Genomic DNA, 18,555 nt, shown 5'->3' with positions numbered 1-18,555 from the left:
GCCATGAGACTTTTTACCTTGTCTCTATTGAGTGTTACGCTGCTCTTTTCCCTAGCAGGTTGTAGCAACTCTATGCCTGCTCTAGGGGGTAATAATGCCCACCCCCTTAATGCTAACGCAGCAGGCAATTATCCTAGTGCCGATGCACCACGCCATATGTCGGGACCTCCCGCCTTTAACCCACCCCAATTTTATCGCACCTCCTACAGTCCATTAGCTTACTAATACTAAAGGTGGCGCTTAAAGCATAGATCCGTATAATCAGGCCTCGAATTTACTGTGAGAGAATAACTATGAGGCCTAGCGGACGTAACCCAGATACTTTGCGCACGGTACGCTTTACGCGCCACTATACTTGTCATGCTGAAGGTTCGGTATTAGTAGAGTTTGGTAATACCAAAGTACTCTGTACCGCCAGTGTTGAAGAGCGTTTACCCGCCTTTTTAAAGGGCAAAGGTAAAGGCTGGATCACCGCTGAATACGGCATGTTACCCCGTGCGACGGGTTCACGTACCCAACGGGAAGCTGCTAAGGGTAAACAAAGCGGACGCACGATGGAGATTCAGCGCCTGATTGGGCGTGCTTTACGCTCCATCGTCGATTTAGAAGCCTTAGGTGAAATCCAGATTACTATTGACTGTGATGTCCTCCAAGCCGATGGGGGCACTCGTACTGCTTCCATTAGTGGTGCCTATGTTGCCCTTTGTGATGCGATAAGCAAACTCACTCAAGAAGGCAAAATCAAACGTAATCCCCTACATGGACAAATCGCCTCGGTTTCGGTGGGTATCTTCGAGGGCGTACCGGTACTCGATTTGGACTATGCAGAAGACTCTAACGCCGAAACCGATATGAATGTGGTCATGAATGAAGCGGGGCAATTTATCGAGATCCAAGGTACTGCAGAAGGGCATGCCTTTCGCCGTGATGAACTAGATGCCCTCTTAGCCCTCGCTGAAAAGGGTATTCAACAGATCATGCAAACGCAGCGTGAGGCCTTAGCAGAATGACTAAAACGCTAGTGCTTGCTTCAAATAATCAAGGCAAAGTCCGTGAGTTTGCCGCTTTGTTGGCCGATTTTGGCTATGAAGTGATTCCACAAGGGCAATTAAATGCACCTGAAGCGGAAGAAACCGGCTTAAGTTTTATTGAAAATGCCCTCTTAAAAGCGCGTCATGCAGCACACCTTACTAACTTACCCGCACTAGCGGATGATTCTGGTTTAGTAGTCGATGCACTACAAGGTGCTCCGGGTATCTACTCGGCTCGCTATGCTGGTATACCTACTAATGATGGGGCGAATAATACTAAGCTACTCCAAGCCTTAGCGGGTATTCCCACCGAACAACGTACCGCGCATTTTCATTGCTGTCTTGCATGGGTGGGGCATGCACAAGATCCTACCCCCATTATTGTTGAAGCCCGTTGGAAGGGTAGGATTTTAACTGAAACTCAAGGTGATCAGGGTTTTGGCTATGATCCTTTATTCTATGTCCCTGAGTACGGTTGTACGGCGGCTCAACTGGATAAAACGTTAAAAAATCAACTTAGCCATCGTGCTCAAGCGCTTAAACTCCTCAAGCAACGTTTACTATCATCATGCTAATTATTTTAGATCGGGATGGGGTTATTAATCAGGACTCCGATTTTTATATTAAAAGTGTGGAAGAGTGGCAACCAATTGAGGGCAGTATTGAAGCCATTGTGGCCTTAAAGCAAGCAGGACATCAGGTTGCCATAGCGACCAATCAGTCTGGTCTAGCACGAGGGTTTTATACCCTTGAAACCTTACATGCCATGCACGCTAAAATGCAACAATTACTCCAGCCCTTTAATACTCAGGTCGACTATATTGCTTATTGTCCCCATGGCCCTGAAGAGGGTTGTACTTGTCGCAAGCCCTTGGCTGGGATGCTAGCGGCTATTGTACGGCACTTTAATGTTCCCCTCAGTGAAGTCGTTATGATAGGGGACTCGATTAGCGACTATCAGGCAGCAAGTGCTTTCGGCATTTCTTATCTTCAAGTCCTCACAGGTAAAGGTGAACGCACTATTGCCAGCGGCAAATTACCAGCTCATATAGCGGTCTATCCAGATCTGCAAGCAGCGGTTAATGCCTTGCTATCTAATCAATCCTAGTTTGCAAGGTTTCACATGAAACCCTAATTTGCTGTCTATTAGGGTGAAAACCTCTCCTGCACTATCTTGATTAAAAATACTGCGCTTTAACCCTAAATCAAGTATAAATATTGTTAAGTACTCTTTCCCCTAAGCGTACTTACTGATTTTTATGGGCATCCGTTTTAAATAGCTTTTACAGCTTACTTCAAAGTTACAGCACAAAACAAAGCGCTTACTATTACGAGAGGCGAGAATTATCTATGGATATATCAGATATTATCCAGCAAATCATCATGTGGATATTTCAGCGTATTGAGCTAGTGCTTATTATTTCCGTGACCCTTGGAGTCACCTATGTTAGTTGGCAAGACGGCTATGAGCGTGGCAAAAAAGCAGGCTCTAAAGAGGGGCGCGAAGAAGGATATAAGGATGGTTTTATCAAGGGTATTATGCATGATATTCAGGCCAAGGCGCTTCCCGACACTAATGACCAATTCATTAAGGCAGCACAACAGCGCCTAATCGAGCAACGCGATCGCAACCGTCCACCCACAACGGGTAGCTAAGGGATGAGTCAGTCTATTTATGTGTTAATTATTGGAATATTGGTCTTGTGGATTCTTTACCTCTATGAACCAGACCCCACTCCATCCCTTGCTTATATCCCTGCTCAATTTGATATTACCCTACATCAAGATTGTGTACAGGCACACCGAGTGGAGCTAGGAGAGACACCTTGGAGTATAGCTCAGTATTATGTACGCTCTGGGTACGAATCTAGATGGCTACCACTTATGTACTATTACTCTTTCATCGACCCACAAGATGGACGCATTTATCCTGGACAATACCTCTGTGTTCACTGGATGAATGCTCCCTTTGTCGTCTGGTATGATGATCGCGAGGCTATCCCTATTTGGCAATAAGCTACTCCTTTTCGCTATTTATCGCCTAAAAACCGTTATAATCCCTCGGTCTTTTTTTTAAGGTAGATTTATGAAAACTTTAGGCTTGACCCTACGTTCCGCAGTGTTTTGGCTTGGATTTGCACTCAGTATATTGGTGTATAGCCTCATATCCCCGTTGCAGTTTTTATTCAGCGAAGCGCTGAATCGTAAAATAGTACGTTCATGGGGTAGTGTTAACCTGTGGTGGCTCAAAGTCACTTGTAATCTCACCTATCAAGTACGTGGACAAGAACATTTACCTCAGCGCCCCGTAGTGATTATATCGAATCATCAATCCACGTTTGAGACCTTGATTATTCCCCAACTGGTCGATCGGGTCACTTGGGTGCTCAAGCGCGAATTATTGATGATTCCATTTTTTGGTTGGGGGTTGGTGCATACCAAACCAATTGCTATTAATCGTAAAGATGGACGCTCATCGGTTGCTCAGATTAAGCAATTAGGTAAGGAAAAATTGGACGATGGTATTTCAATAGCCATCTTTCCAGAAGGTACGCGCATTGGAGCGACTGAGAAAGTACCTTATAAAATTGGGGGCGGGATTTTAGCCACTTATGCACAAGTACCCGTCTTACTCATGGCTCACAATTCGGGGGTTTTCTGGCCACGTCACAGTTTTATTAAATACCCTGGAGTAGTCACTTTGAGTATTGGGCCTGTAATTGACACCACTAATTTAACTGCCAATGCAGTCACCGAACAAGCCCAAGCGTGGATTGAAGCCGAGCGCCAACGCTTACCCCATTAAGGGTAAGCATTGTATGGATCATACACTCAGGCTAACCAATCTCGATGGGGTAGGAAATCCGTATACAGCTTAGCTTCTAGGCTATTCGGCTCAGGCTGCCAGTTATAGCGCCATTTCACCAAGGGGGGTAACGACATTAAAATCGACTCGGTGCGCCCGCCAGTTTGCAAGCCAAAAATCGTACCACGATCATAAACCAGATTAAACTCGACATAACGCCCACGTCGATAAAGCTGAAAGTCGCGTTGTTCCTCGGTGTAAGGCGTATTTTTGCGCCGATTCACGATGGGGCGATAGGCTTTAATATAGTGATCACCCACACTACGCATAAAAGCAAACGAGGTTTCAAAATCCCACTCATTCAAATCATCAAAGAATAAACCGCCCACCCCGCGTGCTTCCTGACGATGCTTTAAATAAAAATACTCATCACACCATTGTTTAAAGCGGGGATAAACCTCGGCACCAAAGGGGTCACAGGCATCTTTTGCGGTTTGATGCCACTCACGACAATCACCTTCATTGCCATAATAAGGTGTTAAGTCAAAGCCCCCACCAAACCACCATACTGGTGCTGCACCCTCTTTATCATCCGCCATGAAAAAGCGCACATTTGCATGCGAGGTAGGTACAAAAGGATTATGCGGGTGAATCACCAACGATACCCCCATAGCCTGAAACCCGCGCCCCGCCAACTCAGGGCGATGTGCTGTGGCAGAGGCGGGAAGTTGGGTGCCAAACACATGGGAAAAATTGACCCCACCTTGCTCAAATACCGCACCATTGCTAATCACACGCGTGCGTCCACCTCCCCCTGCAGGACGCTCCCACGCATCTTCTACAAACGAGGCTTGACCATCTTCGGCACTTAATTGCGCACAAATATCATCTTGCAATGCTAGTAAGTATTGCTTAACCGCTGCAATATCAGGTTGATTCATACTCGGATACTCAAAAAATGACTTATAGAAAATAAGCCATTTTAACGCAGAGTGCTCTTACGCGGGGCATAAAATAACAGGATTAGTGATTTTTTAAGCTTTAGGTTTGTGAATAAAACCAATTTTCAAATTAAACGGTTTAGCAATTTTCAGTAAGGTGCTCAAGCGTGGATTACCGACCCCACGCTCAATATCCATTAAGGCACGTGGTGCGATCTTCAGCCAATAGGCAAATTCGGGTTGCGTCATATTCACAATCTCGCGCATACGCTTGACACCCTCAGCGATAGTCAAACCACCACTATCTACCGCCTCATAAAAAGCTTCACGCATCGCGATTGATGTTTCAGGATCAATGGGTTTACGAGTACGGGTCATGGCTTTATGGCCTGTAAGTGCTGAAGTACCTCTTTAATACGAGGTTGTAGCTGTTGTTGTAATGCGCTATCTACACCAAAACTATCAAGTACTGGAACAAGCATTTGTACTTTTTGAGTTAGCTCAGTAAATAGAGCATAAACCTTGATGGGATTACAGCCTAATTGAATTAAAAATTTGGCGACTAAAGACCATTCTGGCTGCCCATAATGCTCCTCATTTTCCCAACGCGATACTCGCGCAATACCCTGCGAATCCAGAATCATGGGGGCAAAGTCGTATAAAGGACTTAGGAGTACTTGATTATTAGGATAACGAATTATCGCTGTATTGCGGCCATGATTGTCGGTATTACCCAATGCTACATTGAGCACATCACGACGCACCCACTCTAGTAGTTCTGTTTCAGGTTGAGTGGTGTATTGGGCAATGATACGGCAATAGGCATTTTGACTGAGAGCTACACCAAAATCACTGATACCTGCTAATGAGGTAAGACTTTCTACGCCCAAACGTTGTACTTGATCCCCCTGAACTACTCGATCAAAACGTGGAATAAACAGCATATCCTCTGCGAGTTTTAAAGCCTCGCCTGTGCGTACTCCAAACCAATGAGCCACAGCATAATAGGCGGCTTCATTACGCAAAACACGTAGATCATCTAGCCGATTACTGCGAGATAATTTAACTAACCAATGTTTCAAGCACTGATCATCAGGCAAAATACCATCACCATGCCAACGTTGATTTTTATCCTGAGTCAGCAAAAACTTAGGCGCATCACCTTGCGCACCACTAGAGCCTGCTATCGGCGCACCATGCTGATAGGCATATTCAATAAAGGCATCACCTCGACTGAGTACTTCGTCATAGGTAAAACCTGTATGGGGAGTAGTCTCTAGTACTGAGACAGCCTCACGAATGCGTAAATTACCAATAGGATTACCTGCCCCTTGGCATAGTAATAACCAATCGGCACTGGCTCCATCACGTATACCCAGTTTTTGCAGCCAAAAACGCCGCCCGGCACCAGAAGGTAAAATATCCAATAAGAATGCGGGCCACGCTTCATCCCTATAAATCTCAAAATTAACAGGGTAACGACAACTGATGGCTGCACCAATACCTTGATCACCATATTGAGCCGCATACAGTGTGTCATAGCTCAAGCGTCCTGCACTCTTATAGCCTTTGCTAGTGACATCAGAGGCAGGCATAAAGGTAGCGGCAGGTTGCCAATCGTTGTCGTGGAAAATCTCGATAGTACATTTCATGCCATTATAATAGCTAGTTTTAGCTGAGTTGGGGAGTAGAATGGCTATTATAATAGCCTTTTTGAGTAATCCTGCTTATCAAATTTTGTGTAGCAGTAAACGTGACTAACCCTATCCAACAACAACTCGGTAGTGTTGCTTTAGTAGTGAAAAACTATAATTGTGATCTTTAATGAAAAGCCACGCTGTGAAGCCTATGGAATGGTGGTGGTTTTCCAAGATCTTTATGGGAATAAATGGGATTTATTACAACTCAATACTCACCTGACTCCTACAGGGTAACTCAACAGAATTACCCCTATAACTCAACTACCCCTTCTGCTCCAACCGCAGCGCCTCAATCAAGCTCGACGTATCCATCCGTCCCATACCCTTTTCATGTAACTTTGCATAACGCTCATTAGTCGCTTCCGCTAGTGGCAACGTCAAACCATGACGCTCGGCCTCACTTAAACAAATCGCTAAATCCTTACGCATCCAATCGAGGGCAAAGCCAAAATTAAATTCACCTTTTGCCATAGTCTTAGCCCGATTCTCCATTTGCCAAGAACCTGCTGCCCCATGCTTGAGCGTCTCCACCACTTGCGCTACATCTAAGCCACTTTTCTCGGCTAATAAAATGGCCTCGCTCAAACCTTGTAAAATACCTGCGATACAAATCTGATTGACCATTTTACAGCGCTGACCTTGCCCATGCTCACCTAATAAACTAACCGACTTGGCATAGCTCATCATCACGGGTTTAGCTTCTTCAAAATCAGCCTCCAAACCACCACACATAATCGTCAAAGCGCCTTTTTCTGCACCGACTTGTCCGCCTGATACAGGAGCATCGATAAAGCGAGCGCCTATTGCATCACACGCTCCAGCCAACTCTAACGCTAAAGTTGCTGATGTTGTGGTGTGGTCGACCAACAAGGCACCTTCTTTCATTCCAGCAATAATGCCATCCGCACCATACACCACACTGCGCACGTCATTATCATTCCCCACACACATGAAAATAATATCAGCCTCCGACACCGCCTCTTTAGGTGTCAGAGCCATAGCACCGCCATATTGCTTCACCCATTGCTCTGCCTTTTCAGCCGAGCGATTATAAACCGTGGTGGGAAATCCTTTGGCTTGCAGGTGCCCCGCCATGGGCGCTCCCATTACGCCTAAACCAATAAATGCTGTCTTTAGTGTTGTCATTGATAATCCTTTGTGGCTAAGCACGAGCTAAATTAAACGGTAGGGGATCAAGCTCTGGTGTTTCATCTAGTAGTTGAGCGACCAGCAATCGCGCCGAGGCTACGGTAGCCGCTAAACCATACTGAGCTAATCCTACATTCACCCATAAGTTGGCTAGCTGACTGTGCTCACCAATATAGGGTAGGCCATCCAGCGTTTCAGGAAATACACCACACCATTGATGTTGCATGCGAATATCGGCTAAGGCGGGAATTAGTTCCACAGCCTCTGCTTGCATAGCAGCCAAAGGATCGGTAGTCCCCATAGCATCCCCACTTAAGGGGGTGCTAAACACAATGCGCCCATCCCGTCGAGGTACTAATGATTTCCCCTGATAAATGACCATATGCTTCAATCGCTCTGGCTCACCTCGGAAAATCACACTATGCGTGGTAGTGGAGCGAATCCCCAATTGCAACTCAGCAAAACCATTACTCCAAGCCCCCGTGGTCAAAATTACACGCTTAGCGAGCCAATCTTGATTCCCCATACGCACACCACGCACGACTCCATCTTCAATGATCAGGCTTTCCACTGGATTATGCTCACTGATTAAGACTGGATAAGAGCGTAACCATGCCCGCAAGGCGGCTAATTGGCGCGGATTACGTAGCTGGCAAAAATGCGGGAAATATAAACCTTCGCTAAAAGTCGGGGCTAAAGCAAGCTCACTCCTTTTTAAGGCGGCAGCTCCGGCTAGTCGTTCATACTCTTGTTGATATTGAGCCGCCCATCGTTGTGCTGCGGCATACTCGGCTTGATCTAAATAAAGTGTTCCTGATATTTCCCACTGCATATCAATCGCACTAACCGTATTCAGCTCAGCACTCAAAGCTGGATAGTGCTGTAAACCATTTAAGACTAAATCCATCACCGGGGCGGGGCAATGCCAAGGATAAACTGGATTGAGCATGCCATTGGCTGCCCAGGAAGAGTCTCTCCCCAATTCATGTTGCTCCATCAACATGACACTCATACCCGCTTGATGCAAAGCGCGGGCTGTCAGCATGCCAGAAAGGCCACCGCCGACAATTATTACATCTTTCATTGCTATCCTTTGGGCAGGAGAATTAGTAGAAAAAAATGATTATACCTTAGCCTTAGGCTTTGCAAAGCGGTAGACGTTATTGGGGCTTTAGCCTATCCTTATGCTTTATTTAATTACACTAACAAACACTAAACGGCTATTATGAAATCAACATTACTTTTAACTATGCTCCTCACCGTTAGCTTAGCAGGTTGTGGGGGTAGCAATACTGAGGCCTCAGCTCCTTCTATGCCTAATGCCACTGGCTCAACGGCTAACGCGGCTACGATGGCAGCACCTAATAACATTGGTAAAATCGAAGACATTAATAACGCCCAACTCCAAACTCTACTGGATCAGGGTATCACCTTAGTGGATATTCGCCGTCCAGATGAGTGGCAACAAACCGGCATCATCAATGGCAGTAAATTACTCACGCTATTTGATGCTAAAGGTAATATTGACCCTACCTTCCCTAGCAAAATTGCTCAACTGGCTCCCACCAATAAGCCTGTAGCCATTATTTGCCGCACGGGTAATCGTACTCAAATCGGGGCACAGATGTTATCCCAAGCCGGTTATAGTCAGGTCTATAATGTACAACGGGGTATTGCGAGTTGGATGGCTGAGAAACGCCCGGTCGTACAACCTTAAGGAGTCAAAGATTCAATACCATAGACAAGCTATAGTATTTCTGGCGAAATAAGCGTATGCGTATTGAAATTATCTCCAGTCTCACTCAAATCAATCCCCAAGCTTGGAATAGGCTGGTGCTTGATAATAATCCGTTTCTGCGCCACGAGTTTTTAGTGGCGCTAGAACAAAATGGCTGCGTAGGCGAAGCCTTTGGCTGGCTGCCACACCATATTGTGGTGTATGAACAAGATACCTTAGTCGCCGCCCAACCGTTGTATCTTAAGAATAACTCTTATGGTGAGTTTGTTTTTGATCAAATGTGGGCACAAGCCTACCATCATTATAAGCTGCGCTACTTTCCTAAACTGGTTACGGCTATCCCCTATACTCCAGCAACAGGCCAACGCCTATTAGTGCAAAGTGGTCGAGAGGCTGAACTGTATCCTTTACTATTGAGCGCTACTTTACAACTCGCTAAAGAACTTGGTGCTAGCACTTTTCATTGTCTATTTCCGCCTAAAGCCCAACAAGACTGGCTGAGCACGCAGGGATTACTCACCCGTCACGATTGCCAGTTTCATTGGATCAATCTGAACTACCAAACCTTTGACGATTTTCTGAATACTCTACAACCCAAAAAACGCAAAAATATCCGCCAAGAACGGCGTAAGGTGCAGGATGTGGGTATTCAATTACGCTGCCTCAATGGACACACCGCTACCCCACAAGACTGGGAACACTTTGCCCACTTTTATAACCGTACCTTTGAAGAAAAATGGGGTGTACCTACTCTCAATGAAGGCTTTTTCAAACAAGTCGCAGCCAATTTGCCCGACCAAGTTGTACTGGTATTAGCGGATAAAGGAGATGCATGTATTGCGGGGTCACTCATGTTTAGTAGTAATACCCATCTCTATGGACGGCATTGGGGCTGTACTGAGTACATTGATAGCCTGCATTTTGAAGCCTGCTACTATCAAGGCATTGAGCATTGCATCAAACACGGCTTACAAGTATTCGAGCCGGGGGCGCAGGGTGAGCATAAAGTTCCACGGGGATTCATTCCCACGCGGACTCAATCAAGTCATTGGGTAGCCCATGCAGGTATGCGCCAAGCCATTGCCCGTCATACTGTACAAGAACAACAAGCCGTCGCTGAATATATGCGTGAAGTATGGGAGCATGTACCGTACAGACCAGAAATAGTGAGTGAGCACTTTGCACCCTATTTACCGGCACCATCAGGTATGCCTACTTTCAAACATTAACCCTGATTAATAAGGGCGCTCGCCTATCCAATTACCGGGGGGATTATAGCTACAGACCCAAATTTGCCCCCTATTGGGACAATAGGCCATCCCACAACCCAATTCACGGGTATTGCGCCACACTAATTGCGTATAGTGACCGCACTGCTCGCCGGGCGTACAGGTATCGGCTGCATAGTTATAGAACTTCACCTCGGCTGCCCAATCGCGCACCACTCTAGCCGCACTCACACGGGCTATCTCACGCCTACCATCCTCCCAGATTAAGGGGCTTGACCAAAACAGATTCTCACCATAGTTGGCTGGATTACGACCCGCCTCGACACGATGAATCATGGTGCAACTGGTACTAGCCAAGTGATCTGCCCACTCTTGAGCATAGCCGGCTAAACGATTAGACCATAATAGTGGTTGTAAGCCTAACTGCGCTCTGACCCGATTATGGGAGGCGGTCATGAGCTGAAACCAACTTTTGGTTGACTCCGGCATGGTTGTGCTGGGTACGGTTGTTGGGGGGGGCTTAGTGCTACATCCTGCTAAGATTAGTAAAAGTATTCCCAATAGTTTATAACGCATAGCCCACTCCCTCGCTTGGTTGGGTTAGTTAACTTAGATAAGGATTCGTTTGGCGCTCATAGCCAATGGTAGTATTAGGGCCGTGTCCGGGTACTACCTCAATATCATCCTCTAAGGTCAATAATTGACTCGCAATCGAGTCTAAAAGCTGCTGATGATTACCGCGCGGAAAATCAGTACGCCCAATAGAACCGGCAAAAAGTACATCACCCACAAATACGGTTTTTAAATCAGGACTATAGAGCACGACATGCCCAGGGGTATGTCCGGGGGTATAACGCACCTCAAAACTATAATCATCTAGCTTTAAGGTATCACCGTGCTTCAGCCATTGATTAGGTTTTAAAGCTTCCGCATGGGGTAAGCCAAAACGCTGTGCTTGCATAGGCAAAGCATCTAACCAAAAAGCATCCTCTTCCTGCGGCCCGATAATGGGGATGTGGTAATGATCTGCAATCGCTCGTGCTCCGCCCACATGATCCATATGCCCATGAGTCAACCATACCGCTTGCGGAATGAGTTTATGCTGTTCAATCGCCTTAATGAGTTTGGCAGCATCGCCACCCGGATCAATGAGTGAACAGTGCCGAGTCTCTTCATTCCAGACAATGCTACAGTTTTGCGCAAATGCAGTGACAGGAATGGTTATATAGTTCATAGCTTGCTCCAATGGTTATGATGCTTAAATCATACCATTGATTTTTGCCGACACACGCTGGGGTTAATCAGGCTGGTGTTAAGACACTCCCTCAAATGTCTAACGCTATTTATACTATTGATTAATAAAAATTAAAAGTATAAAAACTTAATATGACACTTTTTAGTCAATAGTACTTCTGCTGCACCTACTTCCTAAACCTGCTACAGTAATGCCCCACTACTATTGTTCAGTACACGAAAATTCAAGAGGACTCCCCCGGTGTTAGTTGCTGCTAATGTCACGATGCAATTTGGCGCTAAGCCATTATTTGACAATGTTTCGGTAAAATTTGGCGATGGTAATCGCTATGGTTTGATTGGCGCGAATGGAGCGGGCAAATCGACCTTTATGAAAATTCTCTGCGGTCTGCAAGACCCTTCTTATGGCAATGTGTCCAAAGACTCCACTGAACGCATGGCTTATCTACGCCAAGATCAATTTGCCTACGAAGATGTGCGCGTGCTCGATGTGGTCATGATGGGGCACGATGAAATGTGGAAAATCATGTCCGCCAAGGACGCGATTTATGCCAATCCTGATGCGACCGAAGATGACTACATGCAGGCGGCTGAATTAGAGGGGCAATTTGCCGAATTAGATGGCTATACGGCGGAATCACGCGCGGGTGAACTACTATTAGCGGTCGGTATTCCTACCGAGCAACATCAAGGCCCCATGCGTGAAGTAGCGCCCGGTTGGAAATTACGGGTCTTACTCTGCCAAGCACTTTTTGCTAATCCTGATATTTTATTATTGGACGAGCCAACCAATAACCTCGACATTAATACGATTCGCTGGCTAGAAGACACCCTAAATAATCGTGAATCGACCATGATTATTATCTCACATGATCGTCACTTCTTAAATCAAGTCTGTACCCATACCGCTGACTTAGACTTTGGGAAAATCCAAGTCTATGCAGGTAACTATGATGACTTTATGGAAGCCTCTACCTTAGCACGCGAACGTCAAGCGAATGCGAATGCCAAAGCTAAAGAACGGATTACCGAGCTACAAGACTTTATTCGCCGCTTCTCAGCTAATAAATCGAAAGCTAAACAAGCCACCAGTCGCCGCAAGCTGATTGATAAATTAAAACCCGAAGATGTTAAACCATCTAGCCGTCAATACCCATGGATTCGCTTTGAGTATGATGAAAAAGAACGCTTACACCGCTTTGCGGTGGAAGTGGAAAATCTCACCTTTGGCTATGAAGGAATGGAAAAACCACTGATTAAAGACTTCAGCTTTACCATCGAAGCCGGAGAAAAAGTAGCGGTCATTGGGGAAAACGGGGTCGGTAAAACCACACTGGTTAAATTATTAGAAGGTCAATTACAGCCACAAAAAGGCACTATGAAATGGGCCGAAAAAGTGCGGATTTGCTCTTATGAACAAGATCATGAGGACGAATTCAAAAGCGACCGCTCATTAACCGACTGGATAGCCGAATATGTGCGTAAAGAGGGTTATGAAGGTGAGGATGCCGAAACGCAAATTCGCGGTACTTTAGGGCGCTTACTATTTGGTGGTGAGACCGTTAAAAAATCAGTCAAAGTGTTATCGGGTGGTGAAAAAGGCCGGATGATTTTCGGGCGCATGATGTTATCACGTACGAATGTGATGATCATGGACGAACCCACCAACCACTTAGATATGGAATCGATTGAATCCCTAAACGGTGCACTCGCTAAATATGATGGGACGTTGATTTTCGTATCACATGACCGCGAATTTGTAAGCTCCCTAGCCACTCGTATTTTTGATGTGAAAGGTGATGGTCGAGTGATTGATTACCGTGGTACTTATGATGAGTATCTGGCCTCACAAGGTTTAGAGTAATCGTTTCAAAGGGTAGTCTTGGGCTACCCTTTTTTTACTATAGTTTAAATCTACTCACTATAATCAACGCAGTACATGAACATTAATCGGTAAATTTAACCCTGTCCAAATACGGTCGGCGGTCATCACATCCATATGACGCTCGATACTAGTAGCTAAACAAGCCCGATCTGCAAACGACAGACCAAAAGGTCGAACTTGCTCCCATAAACTTGCAGCAATTTCTGCTTGCTCCACTGTAAACGGTATAATACGTAACCCTGTCATTTCGAGTTCAGGCCGAATTTCAGCAGCAGCAGGATCATGTACACTGAGCTTTTGAACCACCTCAGACCAGTTAACGGTACTAATCAAGGCACGGTGTAAAACGGCTTGTACCTTATCTGCACCTACCTCCCCTTGTAATAAAGCCAATAAAGCTGAAGCATCTAAAATCATACAGCTACTCCTTAGCCGCTTCTTGCCGGCGCTCCTGCATCAGCTCGGCTGCTAGACTCACTGGAATAGTGCGGAACCGATTTTGTAATTTTTGCACAATATCAACTGGCTTTTCTAAAATAACAGATTGATTTTCAAGGCGTAATAATAAACGCTGACCTTCTTGTAGGCTTAATAATCGACGCACATCCAAAGGGATAACAATCCGCCCATTTTGTCCAATCACAATACTATACTCTTGCATGACAGTTACCTCTATTGGCTTTAGCCTATACTGGTTATCTAGAGTAGTGGTAATTTTATAAAATGGCAATACCCCTAAATCACCCGCGAAAACCGCTGTTGAGTGACCTGCTCTCGCAAGTGCTTATCAAATATCATACAAATATTACGAATCAAAAAGCGACCGCGTGGAGTTACCTTAATACTCAACTTCGTTAGCTCTAATAATTTATCCTCGACCATAGATTGTAAGTCAGCTAACTCTTGAGCAAAGGATTCTGCGAAATGTAACCCAAATAACTGCTCTACCTCGGCAAAATCTAGCGCAAATTGACAGGTCAATTCCTGAATAATATGCCGCCGAATCACATCATCCTCTGTCATTACTAAGCCCTTCATCACCGGAAAGACACCCGCATCAATTGCAGCATAGTACTCTCCTAAGGTCTTAGCATTTTGGCTATAACTATTAGCAACACTGCTAATCGAACTCACCCCCATTGCGATGAGATCACAATCGGCATGGGTGGTATAACCTTGGAAATTACGGTGCAAGGTGCCATTGACTTGAGCGCGTGCTAGCTCATCATCGGGCTTAGCAAAATGATCCATACCAATATAGTCATAACCAGCCGTAGTCAATTGCTCCACAGCCAGTTTCATAATCTGTAATTTAATCTCCGCCGTAGGTAGATCGACCTCATTAATCCGACGCTGTGGCTTAAACAAGTGCGGCATATGCGCATAGTTAAAAACCGAAATCCTATCAGGAGCTAATTCAATAATCGTATGAAGCGTTTGTTGAAAACTTTCAACGGTTTGAAAGGGCAAACCATAAATCAAATCAACACTAATCGATTTAGCCCCTACTGCACGACAAGCCTCAATCACCGCTCGTGTTTGCTCAATAGGTTGAATACGATTGACGGCTACTTGGACCTTTTCATCGACATCTTGCACCCCTAGACTAAAACGATTAAAACCTGTTTCACGTAAAACATGGATGGTTTCTACCGTGACCGAGCGCGGGTCAATCTCAATAGAGTAGTCCCCCTCATCCGTAGTCAATAGCGTAAAATGCTCGCGCGTTTTAGCCATTAAGGCTCGCATTTCAGTATGGCTTAAAAAGGTGGGTGTACCCCCGCCCCAATGTAGTTGCTCCACCACTCGCGCACGATCATATAAGGCGGCCTGCATTTCAATTTCACGAAATAGATAGGTGAGATACTTATCCGAAAGAGTACGATCTTTAGTCGCAATTTTATTACAGGCACAATAAAAACAGACCGTATCACAAAACGGGATATGGAAATAAAGTGATAGGGGTAAGGGTTTAGCGCGTTGATTACTATGGAGCGCTTGAGCTTGATACTCCGCGGCTGTAAACGCCTTAAAAGCGACCGCAGTAGGATAAGAGGTATAGCGCGGCCCCGCTTTGTCATAGCGACGAATTAGCGCTGTATCAAATTCAACAATACTCATACCAACCTCTGAGACTCCATCAGCAAAGCAAAAGATACAAATGCGCTATACCACCAAAACTTGCAATGACTTAGCGCAATATCACCCTCCATTTTTTCGGCTACTCGCCTAATCCGCTAAAGCAATCGGCCCATATAAGGGATACTCATCACCTGGTCCTGCATTATCGGCTGCACAGTGTCCGCCAAAATGCCGCATCACGCCCCACACCGCATTGAGACTAGTTTGTACCGCACCCTCCACCCATGCTGGTGTCCAGCTAATATCATCACCTGCTAAAAAAACCCCTTTTTCCTGCTCTGGTAACTGATCTTGCATAAAGTGCCCAAACATACGATGGTTATAGCGATAATGCCCTGGTAATGCGCCCTTAAAGGCTCCCAAGAAATTAGGATCATCCTCCCAGCTCACCGTAATCGGATTACCCACAATATGCTGAGTAATATCGACCTTTGGATAAATTTTCTTTAAAGCACCTAATGCCAATTTCACACGTTGCTCAATAGGGAGCGGCAACATTTTCAAGGCATCAGACATCCACGAATAAGTCAGACAAATCACCGCCGGTTGATCGGGGCCATTATCAAATAAATAGGTGCCACGGGTGAGACGATCGGTCAGTGTCATAGACATGACATCGCGCCCTGTTTCAGAATCCTTATCCTTCCAAAACGGCCTATCAACCATCACAAAGGTTTTTGAGGATTGCATATAGCGGGTGCGATCTAAGGCCATCCATAGCTTTTGGCTAAATAGGCTCTCTTGGGTCTGAATGGCAGTACTTAATAGCCACGACTGACAAGTCACAATCACCGCATCATAACTCGTGGCAGTTCCCCATTGATCAGTAATATTGAGCAAACCTTTTTCATCACGGAAAATAGCCGTAGCGCCTGAGCGTGGAGCACCATGATTCAGGGTGGCTAGTGTTGTACCTTCCGGCCAATGAGCGAGTTGAGCGGGGGCGTATTGCCATAGCTTACGGGGAATTTGCTCGACACCGCCAACAAAGTAGCGTTGATGATCATCACACTCGGTCACGTTCACCCGCAAAATTTCCAGCATACTATTGGGAAAATCGGAATCCCACCCGCCTGTACCAAACCCCACTTGCCCAAAGATCTCACGATGCCTAAAACTTAATTGGCTAAAGGCTTTAGATTGGACAATAAAATCATAGAAGGTGCCCTCATCCCAGCGTTGCACAATCGGGTTCCATAGCTCTTTAATTTTAGCCTTATCACGCTCCCGAATCGCTTGTTGTAGGGCACTAAACTGTGCTCCCTCCTCTAGTGCCGCCTGATACGCTTGAGCTACCTCTCGAAAGATCGGGGGTAAATCAGCCAGCGTTTGGGCATAAAACGTTTCCCCCTCTAGATCAATGACGGTAGACCCTGCTGCTTCGGTTAAAGGATTAGGAAAAGGGCGGCTCTCAGCTCCTAGCAAATCAGCATAGTGATAAAAAGCCCGCGACGAGACAGGAAAGCGCATCCCTCCTAATTCGGCAATGACTCCCTCTGCACCCTCAAACGGCTGCGAGCGTAAGCGCCCACCTAATTGCCCTGATTCATAAAAAATCGGCTGCAATCCCATTTTCATTAGCTCAAACCCAGCTACTAAGCCCGCAATCCCTGCACCAATAATCGCTACCTTTTTGCCATAGTGCTGTGTCGGAATCGCCCCTAATCCAGCGGGATGTTGCAGCCAATCATCATAGGCAAAAGGAAAGTCAGGGCCAAATAAAGTGACTGGTTGAGCGGTTGACATAGCTAAGCTCCTAATATTTTACATGTTATAGTTGATATAGATGAGAGCGACGATCAGTAAGATAGGTTAAGGATTCACGAGCGGTTTGTAAGGTTGCTTTATCTAACTCAGCTAGTAGTAAAATCTCAGCATCGCTATTGGCTCGTGCTAATACTTGCCCAGAGGGATCACAGATACAGGATTGCCCACAGTACTCAAAGGGATCTTCACGCCCTACATAATTGGCATAAGCAATATACAAGGTATTCTCGGCTGCACGCGTAGGAATAATATGGCGGCACACTAAATCAAACGGGTGCATATTGGCTGTAGGAACCAGTAATAACTCAACCCCTTGCAAGGCATAGCTACGGGCCACTTCAGGAAACTCAATGTCATAACAAATCGCTAGAGCACATTGCCAGCATTGCCAGGTAAATGGCTGGCAGAGTGAAATCCCGGCGCTAAATTGAGCCTGATCGACCGAACCATAGAGATGGGTTTTTCGATAGCGACCTAATACCTGCCCCTGCTCATCGATAAAGGCGGCACTATTATAAATGGTGTCTTGATCACGCTCAGGAAAGCCAATGACTAAGGCTATTTGATGCTCACGGGCAAGTGCTTGAAGTGCTTGAAAACGGGGGTCTTGGAGCGAGAGCGCTTGTGCACGACAAGCTTCCGCACCAATATTATAGCCGGTTAAAAACATTTCCGGCACGATTAATAAGCTAGCTTGTTGAGCCTTAGCTTGAGTAATGAACGTGGTTAAGGAGGAAACAGCAAGTGCTAAACTAGCCCTTGGCGAACACTGAACTAAGGCAATGCGCATAACCTACCTCACTGATGACGTGTCGACAGGCTATTAGAGCATGAAGCCTAATGGAGTTGAAGCACTCTACTATAAATCGAATACTTCAACAGCATAGATTAGAACTTAACCAACACAGGGTCT

General features: G+C 45.7%; 22 protein-coding genes. 10 read left to right on the top strand and 12 right to left on the bottom strand.

The features are described from left to right. The first annotated feature begins 3 nt into the window (after positions 1-3). From A3IK_RS21240 to A3IK_RS0101680, 7 genes are all read left to right on the top strand, one after another. Entirely contained in the window at positions 4-225 is a 222-nt protein-coding gene (locus tag A3IK_RS21240; protein ID WP_162596601.1) for a hypothetical protein, read from the top strand. A gap of 68 nt (positions 226-293) precedes the next feature. Continuing rightward, entirely contained in the window at positions 294-1,010 is a 717-nt protein-coding gene (gene rph, locus A3IK_RS0101705; protein WP_020558229.1) for a ribonuclease PH, read from the top strand. Then, positions 1,007-1,606: an XTP/dITP diphosphatase gene (locus tag A3IK_RS0101700; protein ID WP_020558228.1), complete on the top strand. Its 600-nt coding sequence runs from the start codon at positions 1,007-1,009 to the stop codon at positions 1,604-1,606. Before rph ends, A3IK_RS0101700 begins: the two co-directional genes overlap by 4 nt. Continuing rightward, positions 1,600-2,139, top strand: a complete 540-nt coding sequence (gene gmhB, locus A3IK_RS0101695) for a D-glycero-beta-D-manno-heptose 1,7-bisphosphate 7-phosphatase (protein WP_020558227.1) — start codon at positions 1,600-1,602, stop codon at positions 2,137-2,139. The genes A3IK_RS0101700 and gmhB overlap by 7 nt, the downstream gene beginning before the upstream one ends. 242 nt (positions 2,140-2,381) lie before the next feature. After that, complete coding sequence (locus tag A3IK_RS0101690; RefSeq protein WP_020558226.1) at positions 2,382-2,687, top strand: hypothetical protein; 306 nt, start codon at positions 2,382-2,384, stop codon at positions 2,685-2,687. Between the two features lie 3 nt (positions 2,688-2,690). Beyond that, positions 2,691-3,047: a hypothetical protein gene (locus A3IK_RS0101685; RefSeq protein ID WP_020558225.1), complete on the top strand. Its 357-nt coding sequence runs from the start codon at positions 2,691-2,693 to the stop codon at positions 3,045-3,047. 70 nt (positions 3,048-3,117) lie between these two features. Further along, entirely contained in the window at positions 3,118-3,837 is a 720-nt protein-coding gene (locus A3IK_RS0101680; protein WP_020558224.1) for a lysophospholipid acyltransferase family protein, read from the top strand. Between the two features lie 26 nt (positions 3,838-3,863). On the opposite strand, the gene hemF is transcribed toward A3IK_RS0101680, so the two are convergent. The 5 genes from hemF to A3IK_RS0101655 form a co-directional block, all read right to left on the bottom strand. Then, on the bottom strand, positions 3,864-4,778 hold the full coding sequence (hemF, locus tag A3IK_RS0101675) for an oxygen-dependent coproporphyrinogen oxidase (protein WP_020558223.1): 915 nt from the start codon (positions 4,776-4,778) through the stop codon (positions 3,864-3,866). A gap of 93 nt (positions 4,779-4,871) precedes the next feature. Then, complete coding sequence (locus tag A3IK_RS0101670; RefSeq protein WP_020558222.1) at positions 4,872-5,156, bottom strand: helix-turn-helix transcriptional regulator; 285 nt, start codon at positions 5,154-5,156, stop codon at positions 4,872-4,874. Then, positions 5,153-6,430 (bottom strand): type II toxin-antitoxin system HipA family toxin, encoded by a 1,278-nt coding sequence (locus A3IK_RS0101665; RefSeq protein WP_020558221.1) that lies wholly within the window; start codon positions 6,428-6,430, stop codon positions 5,153-5,155. Before A3IK_RS0101665 ends, A3IK_RS0101670 begins: the two co-directional genes overlap by 4 nt. Positions 6,431-6,739: 309 nt before the next feature. Further along, the gene (locus A3IK_RS0101660; protein ID WP_020558220.1) at positions 6,740-7,624 is read right to left on the bottom strand and encodes an NAD(P)-dependent oxidoreductase; all 885 of its coding nucleotides are present in this window, start codon (positions 7,622-7,624) and stop codon (positions 6,740-6,742) included. Positions 7,625-7,640: 16 nt separating this feature from the next. Further along, a complete protein-coding gene (locus A3IK_RS0101655; RefSeq protein ID WP_020558219.1) occupies positions 7,641-8,711 on the bottom strand; it encodes an NAD(P)/FAD-dependent oxidoreductase in 1,071 nt (356 codons plus the stop codon). A 141-nt stretch (positions 8,712-8,852) separates the two neighbouring features. Between A3IK_RS0101655 and A3IK_RS0101650 the strand changes: the two genes are divergently transcribed. Together A3IK_RS0101650 and A3IK_RS0101645 are read left to right on the top strand one after the other, a co-directional pair. Continuing rightward, positions 8,853-9,344: a rhodanese-like domain-containing protein gene (locus tag A3IK_RS0101650; protein WP_020558218.1), complete on the top strand. Its 492-nt coding sequence runs from the start codon at positions 8,853-8,855 to the stop codon at positions 9,342-9,344. 56 nt (positions 9,345-9,400) lie between these two features. Further along, entirely contained in the window at positions 9,401-10,594 is a 1,194-nt protein-coding gene (locus tag A3IK_RS0101645; RefSeq protein ID WP_020558217.1) for a GNAT family N-acetyltransferase, read from the top strand. 6 nt (positions 10,595-10,600) lie between these two features. Here the strand turns inward: A3IK_RS0101645 and A3IK_RS0101640 are convergent, their stop codons facing one another. Both A3IK_RS0101640 and A3IK_RS0101635 read right to left on the bottom strand, forming a co-directional pair. Further along, entirely contained in the window at positions 10,601-11,170 is a 570-nt protein-coding gene (locus tag A3IK_RS0101640; protein WP_020558216.1) for a CAP domain-containing protein, read from the bottom strand. Positions 11,171-11,198: 28 nt separating this feature from the next. Further along, complete coding sequence (locus A3IK_RS0101635) at positions 11,199-11,828, bottom strand: MBL fold metallo-hydrolase (protein WP_020558215.1); 630 nt, start codon at positions 11,826-11,828, stop codon at positions 11,199-11,201. 261 nt (positions 11,829-12,089) lie between these two features. Here A3IK_RS0101635 and A3IK_RS0101630 point away from each other — a divergent pair, with 261 nt between their 5' ends. Continuing rightward, positions 12,090-13,712, top strand: coding sequence for an ABC-F family ATPase (locus A3IK_RS0101630; RefSeq protein ID WP_020558214.1), 1,623 nt, complete (start codon positions 12,090-12,092; stop codon positions 13,710-13,712). A 63-nt stretch (positions 13,713-13,775) separates the two neighbouring features. Here A3IK_RS0101630 and A3IK_RS0101625 read toward each other — a convergent pair whose 3' ends face one another. The 5 genes from A3IK_RS0101625 to A3IK_RS0101605 all read right to left on the bottom strand — a co-directional run bounded on the left by A3IK_RS0101625 (position 13,776) and on the right by A3IK_RS0101605 (position 18,432). Next, a complete protein-coding gene (locus A3IK_RS0101625; protein ID WP_020558213.1) occupies positions 13,776-14,150 on the bottom strand; it encodes a type II toxin-antitoxin system VapC family toxin in 375 nt (124 codons plus the stop codon). Positions 14,151-14,154: 4 nt separating this feature from the next. Then, complete coding sequence (locus A3IK_RS0101620; protein WP_020558212.1) at positions 14,155-14,394, bottom strand: AbrB/MazE/SpoVT family DNA-binding domain-containing protein; 240 nt, start codon at positions 14,392-14,394, stop codon at positions 14,155-14,157. Positions 14,395-14,468: 74 nt separating this feature from the next. Further along, positions 14,469-15,854, bottom strand: coding sequence for an oxygen-independent coproporphyrinogen III oxidase (hemN, locus tag A3IK_RS0101615; RefSeq protein WP_020558211.1), 1,386 nt, complete (start codon positions 15,852-15,854; stop codon positions 14,469-14,471). Positions 15,855-15,962: 108 nt separating this feature from the next. Further along, positions 15,963-17,621, bottom strand: a complete 1,659-nt coding sequence (locus tag A3IK_RS0101610) for a flavin monoamine oxidase family protein (protein ID WP_020558210.1) — start codon at positions 17,619-17,621, stop codon at positions 15,963-15,965. A 25-nt stretch (positions 17,622-17,646) separates the two neighbouring features. Then, positions 17,647-18,432, bottom strand: coding sequence for a carbon-nitrogen hydrolase family protein (locus tag A3IK_RS0101605; RefSeq protein WP_020558209.1), 786 nt, complete (start codon positions 18,430-18,432; stop codon positions 17,647-17,649). Positions 18,433-18,555: the final 123 nt, after the last annotated feature.

Source organism: Thiofilum flexile DSM 14609, from assembly GCF_000380185.1.
Lineage (GTDB): Bacteria > Pseudomonadota > Gammaproteobacteria > Thiotrichales > Thiotrichaceae > Thiofilum > Thiofilum flexile.
Note: the sequence above shows the minus strand (reverse complement) of the source record. Positions and strands in the feature narration are given on the sequence as shown.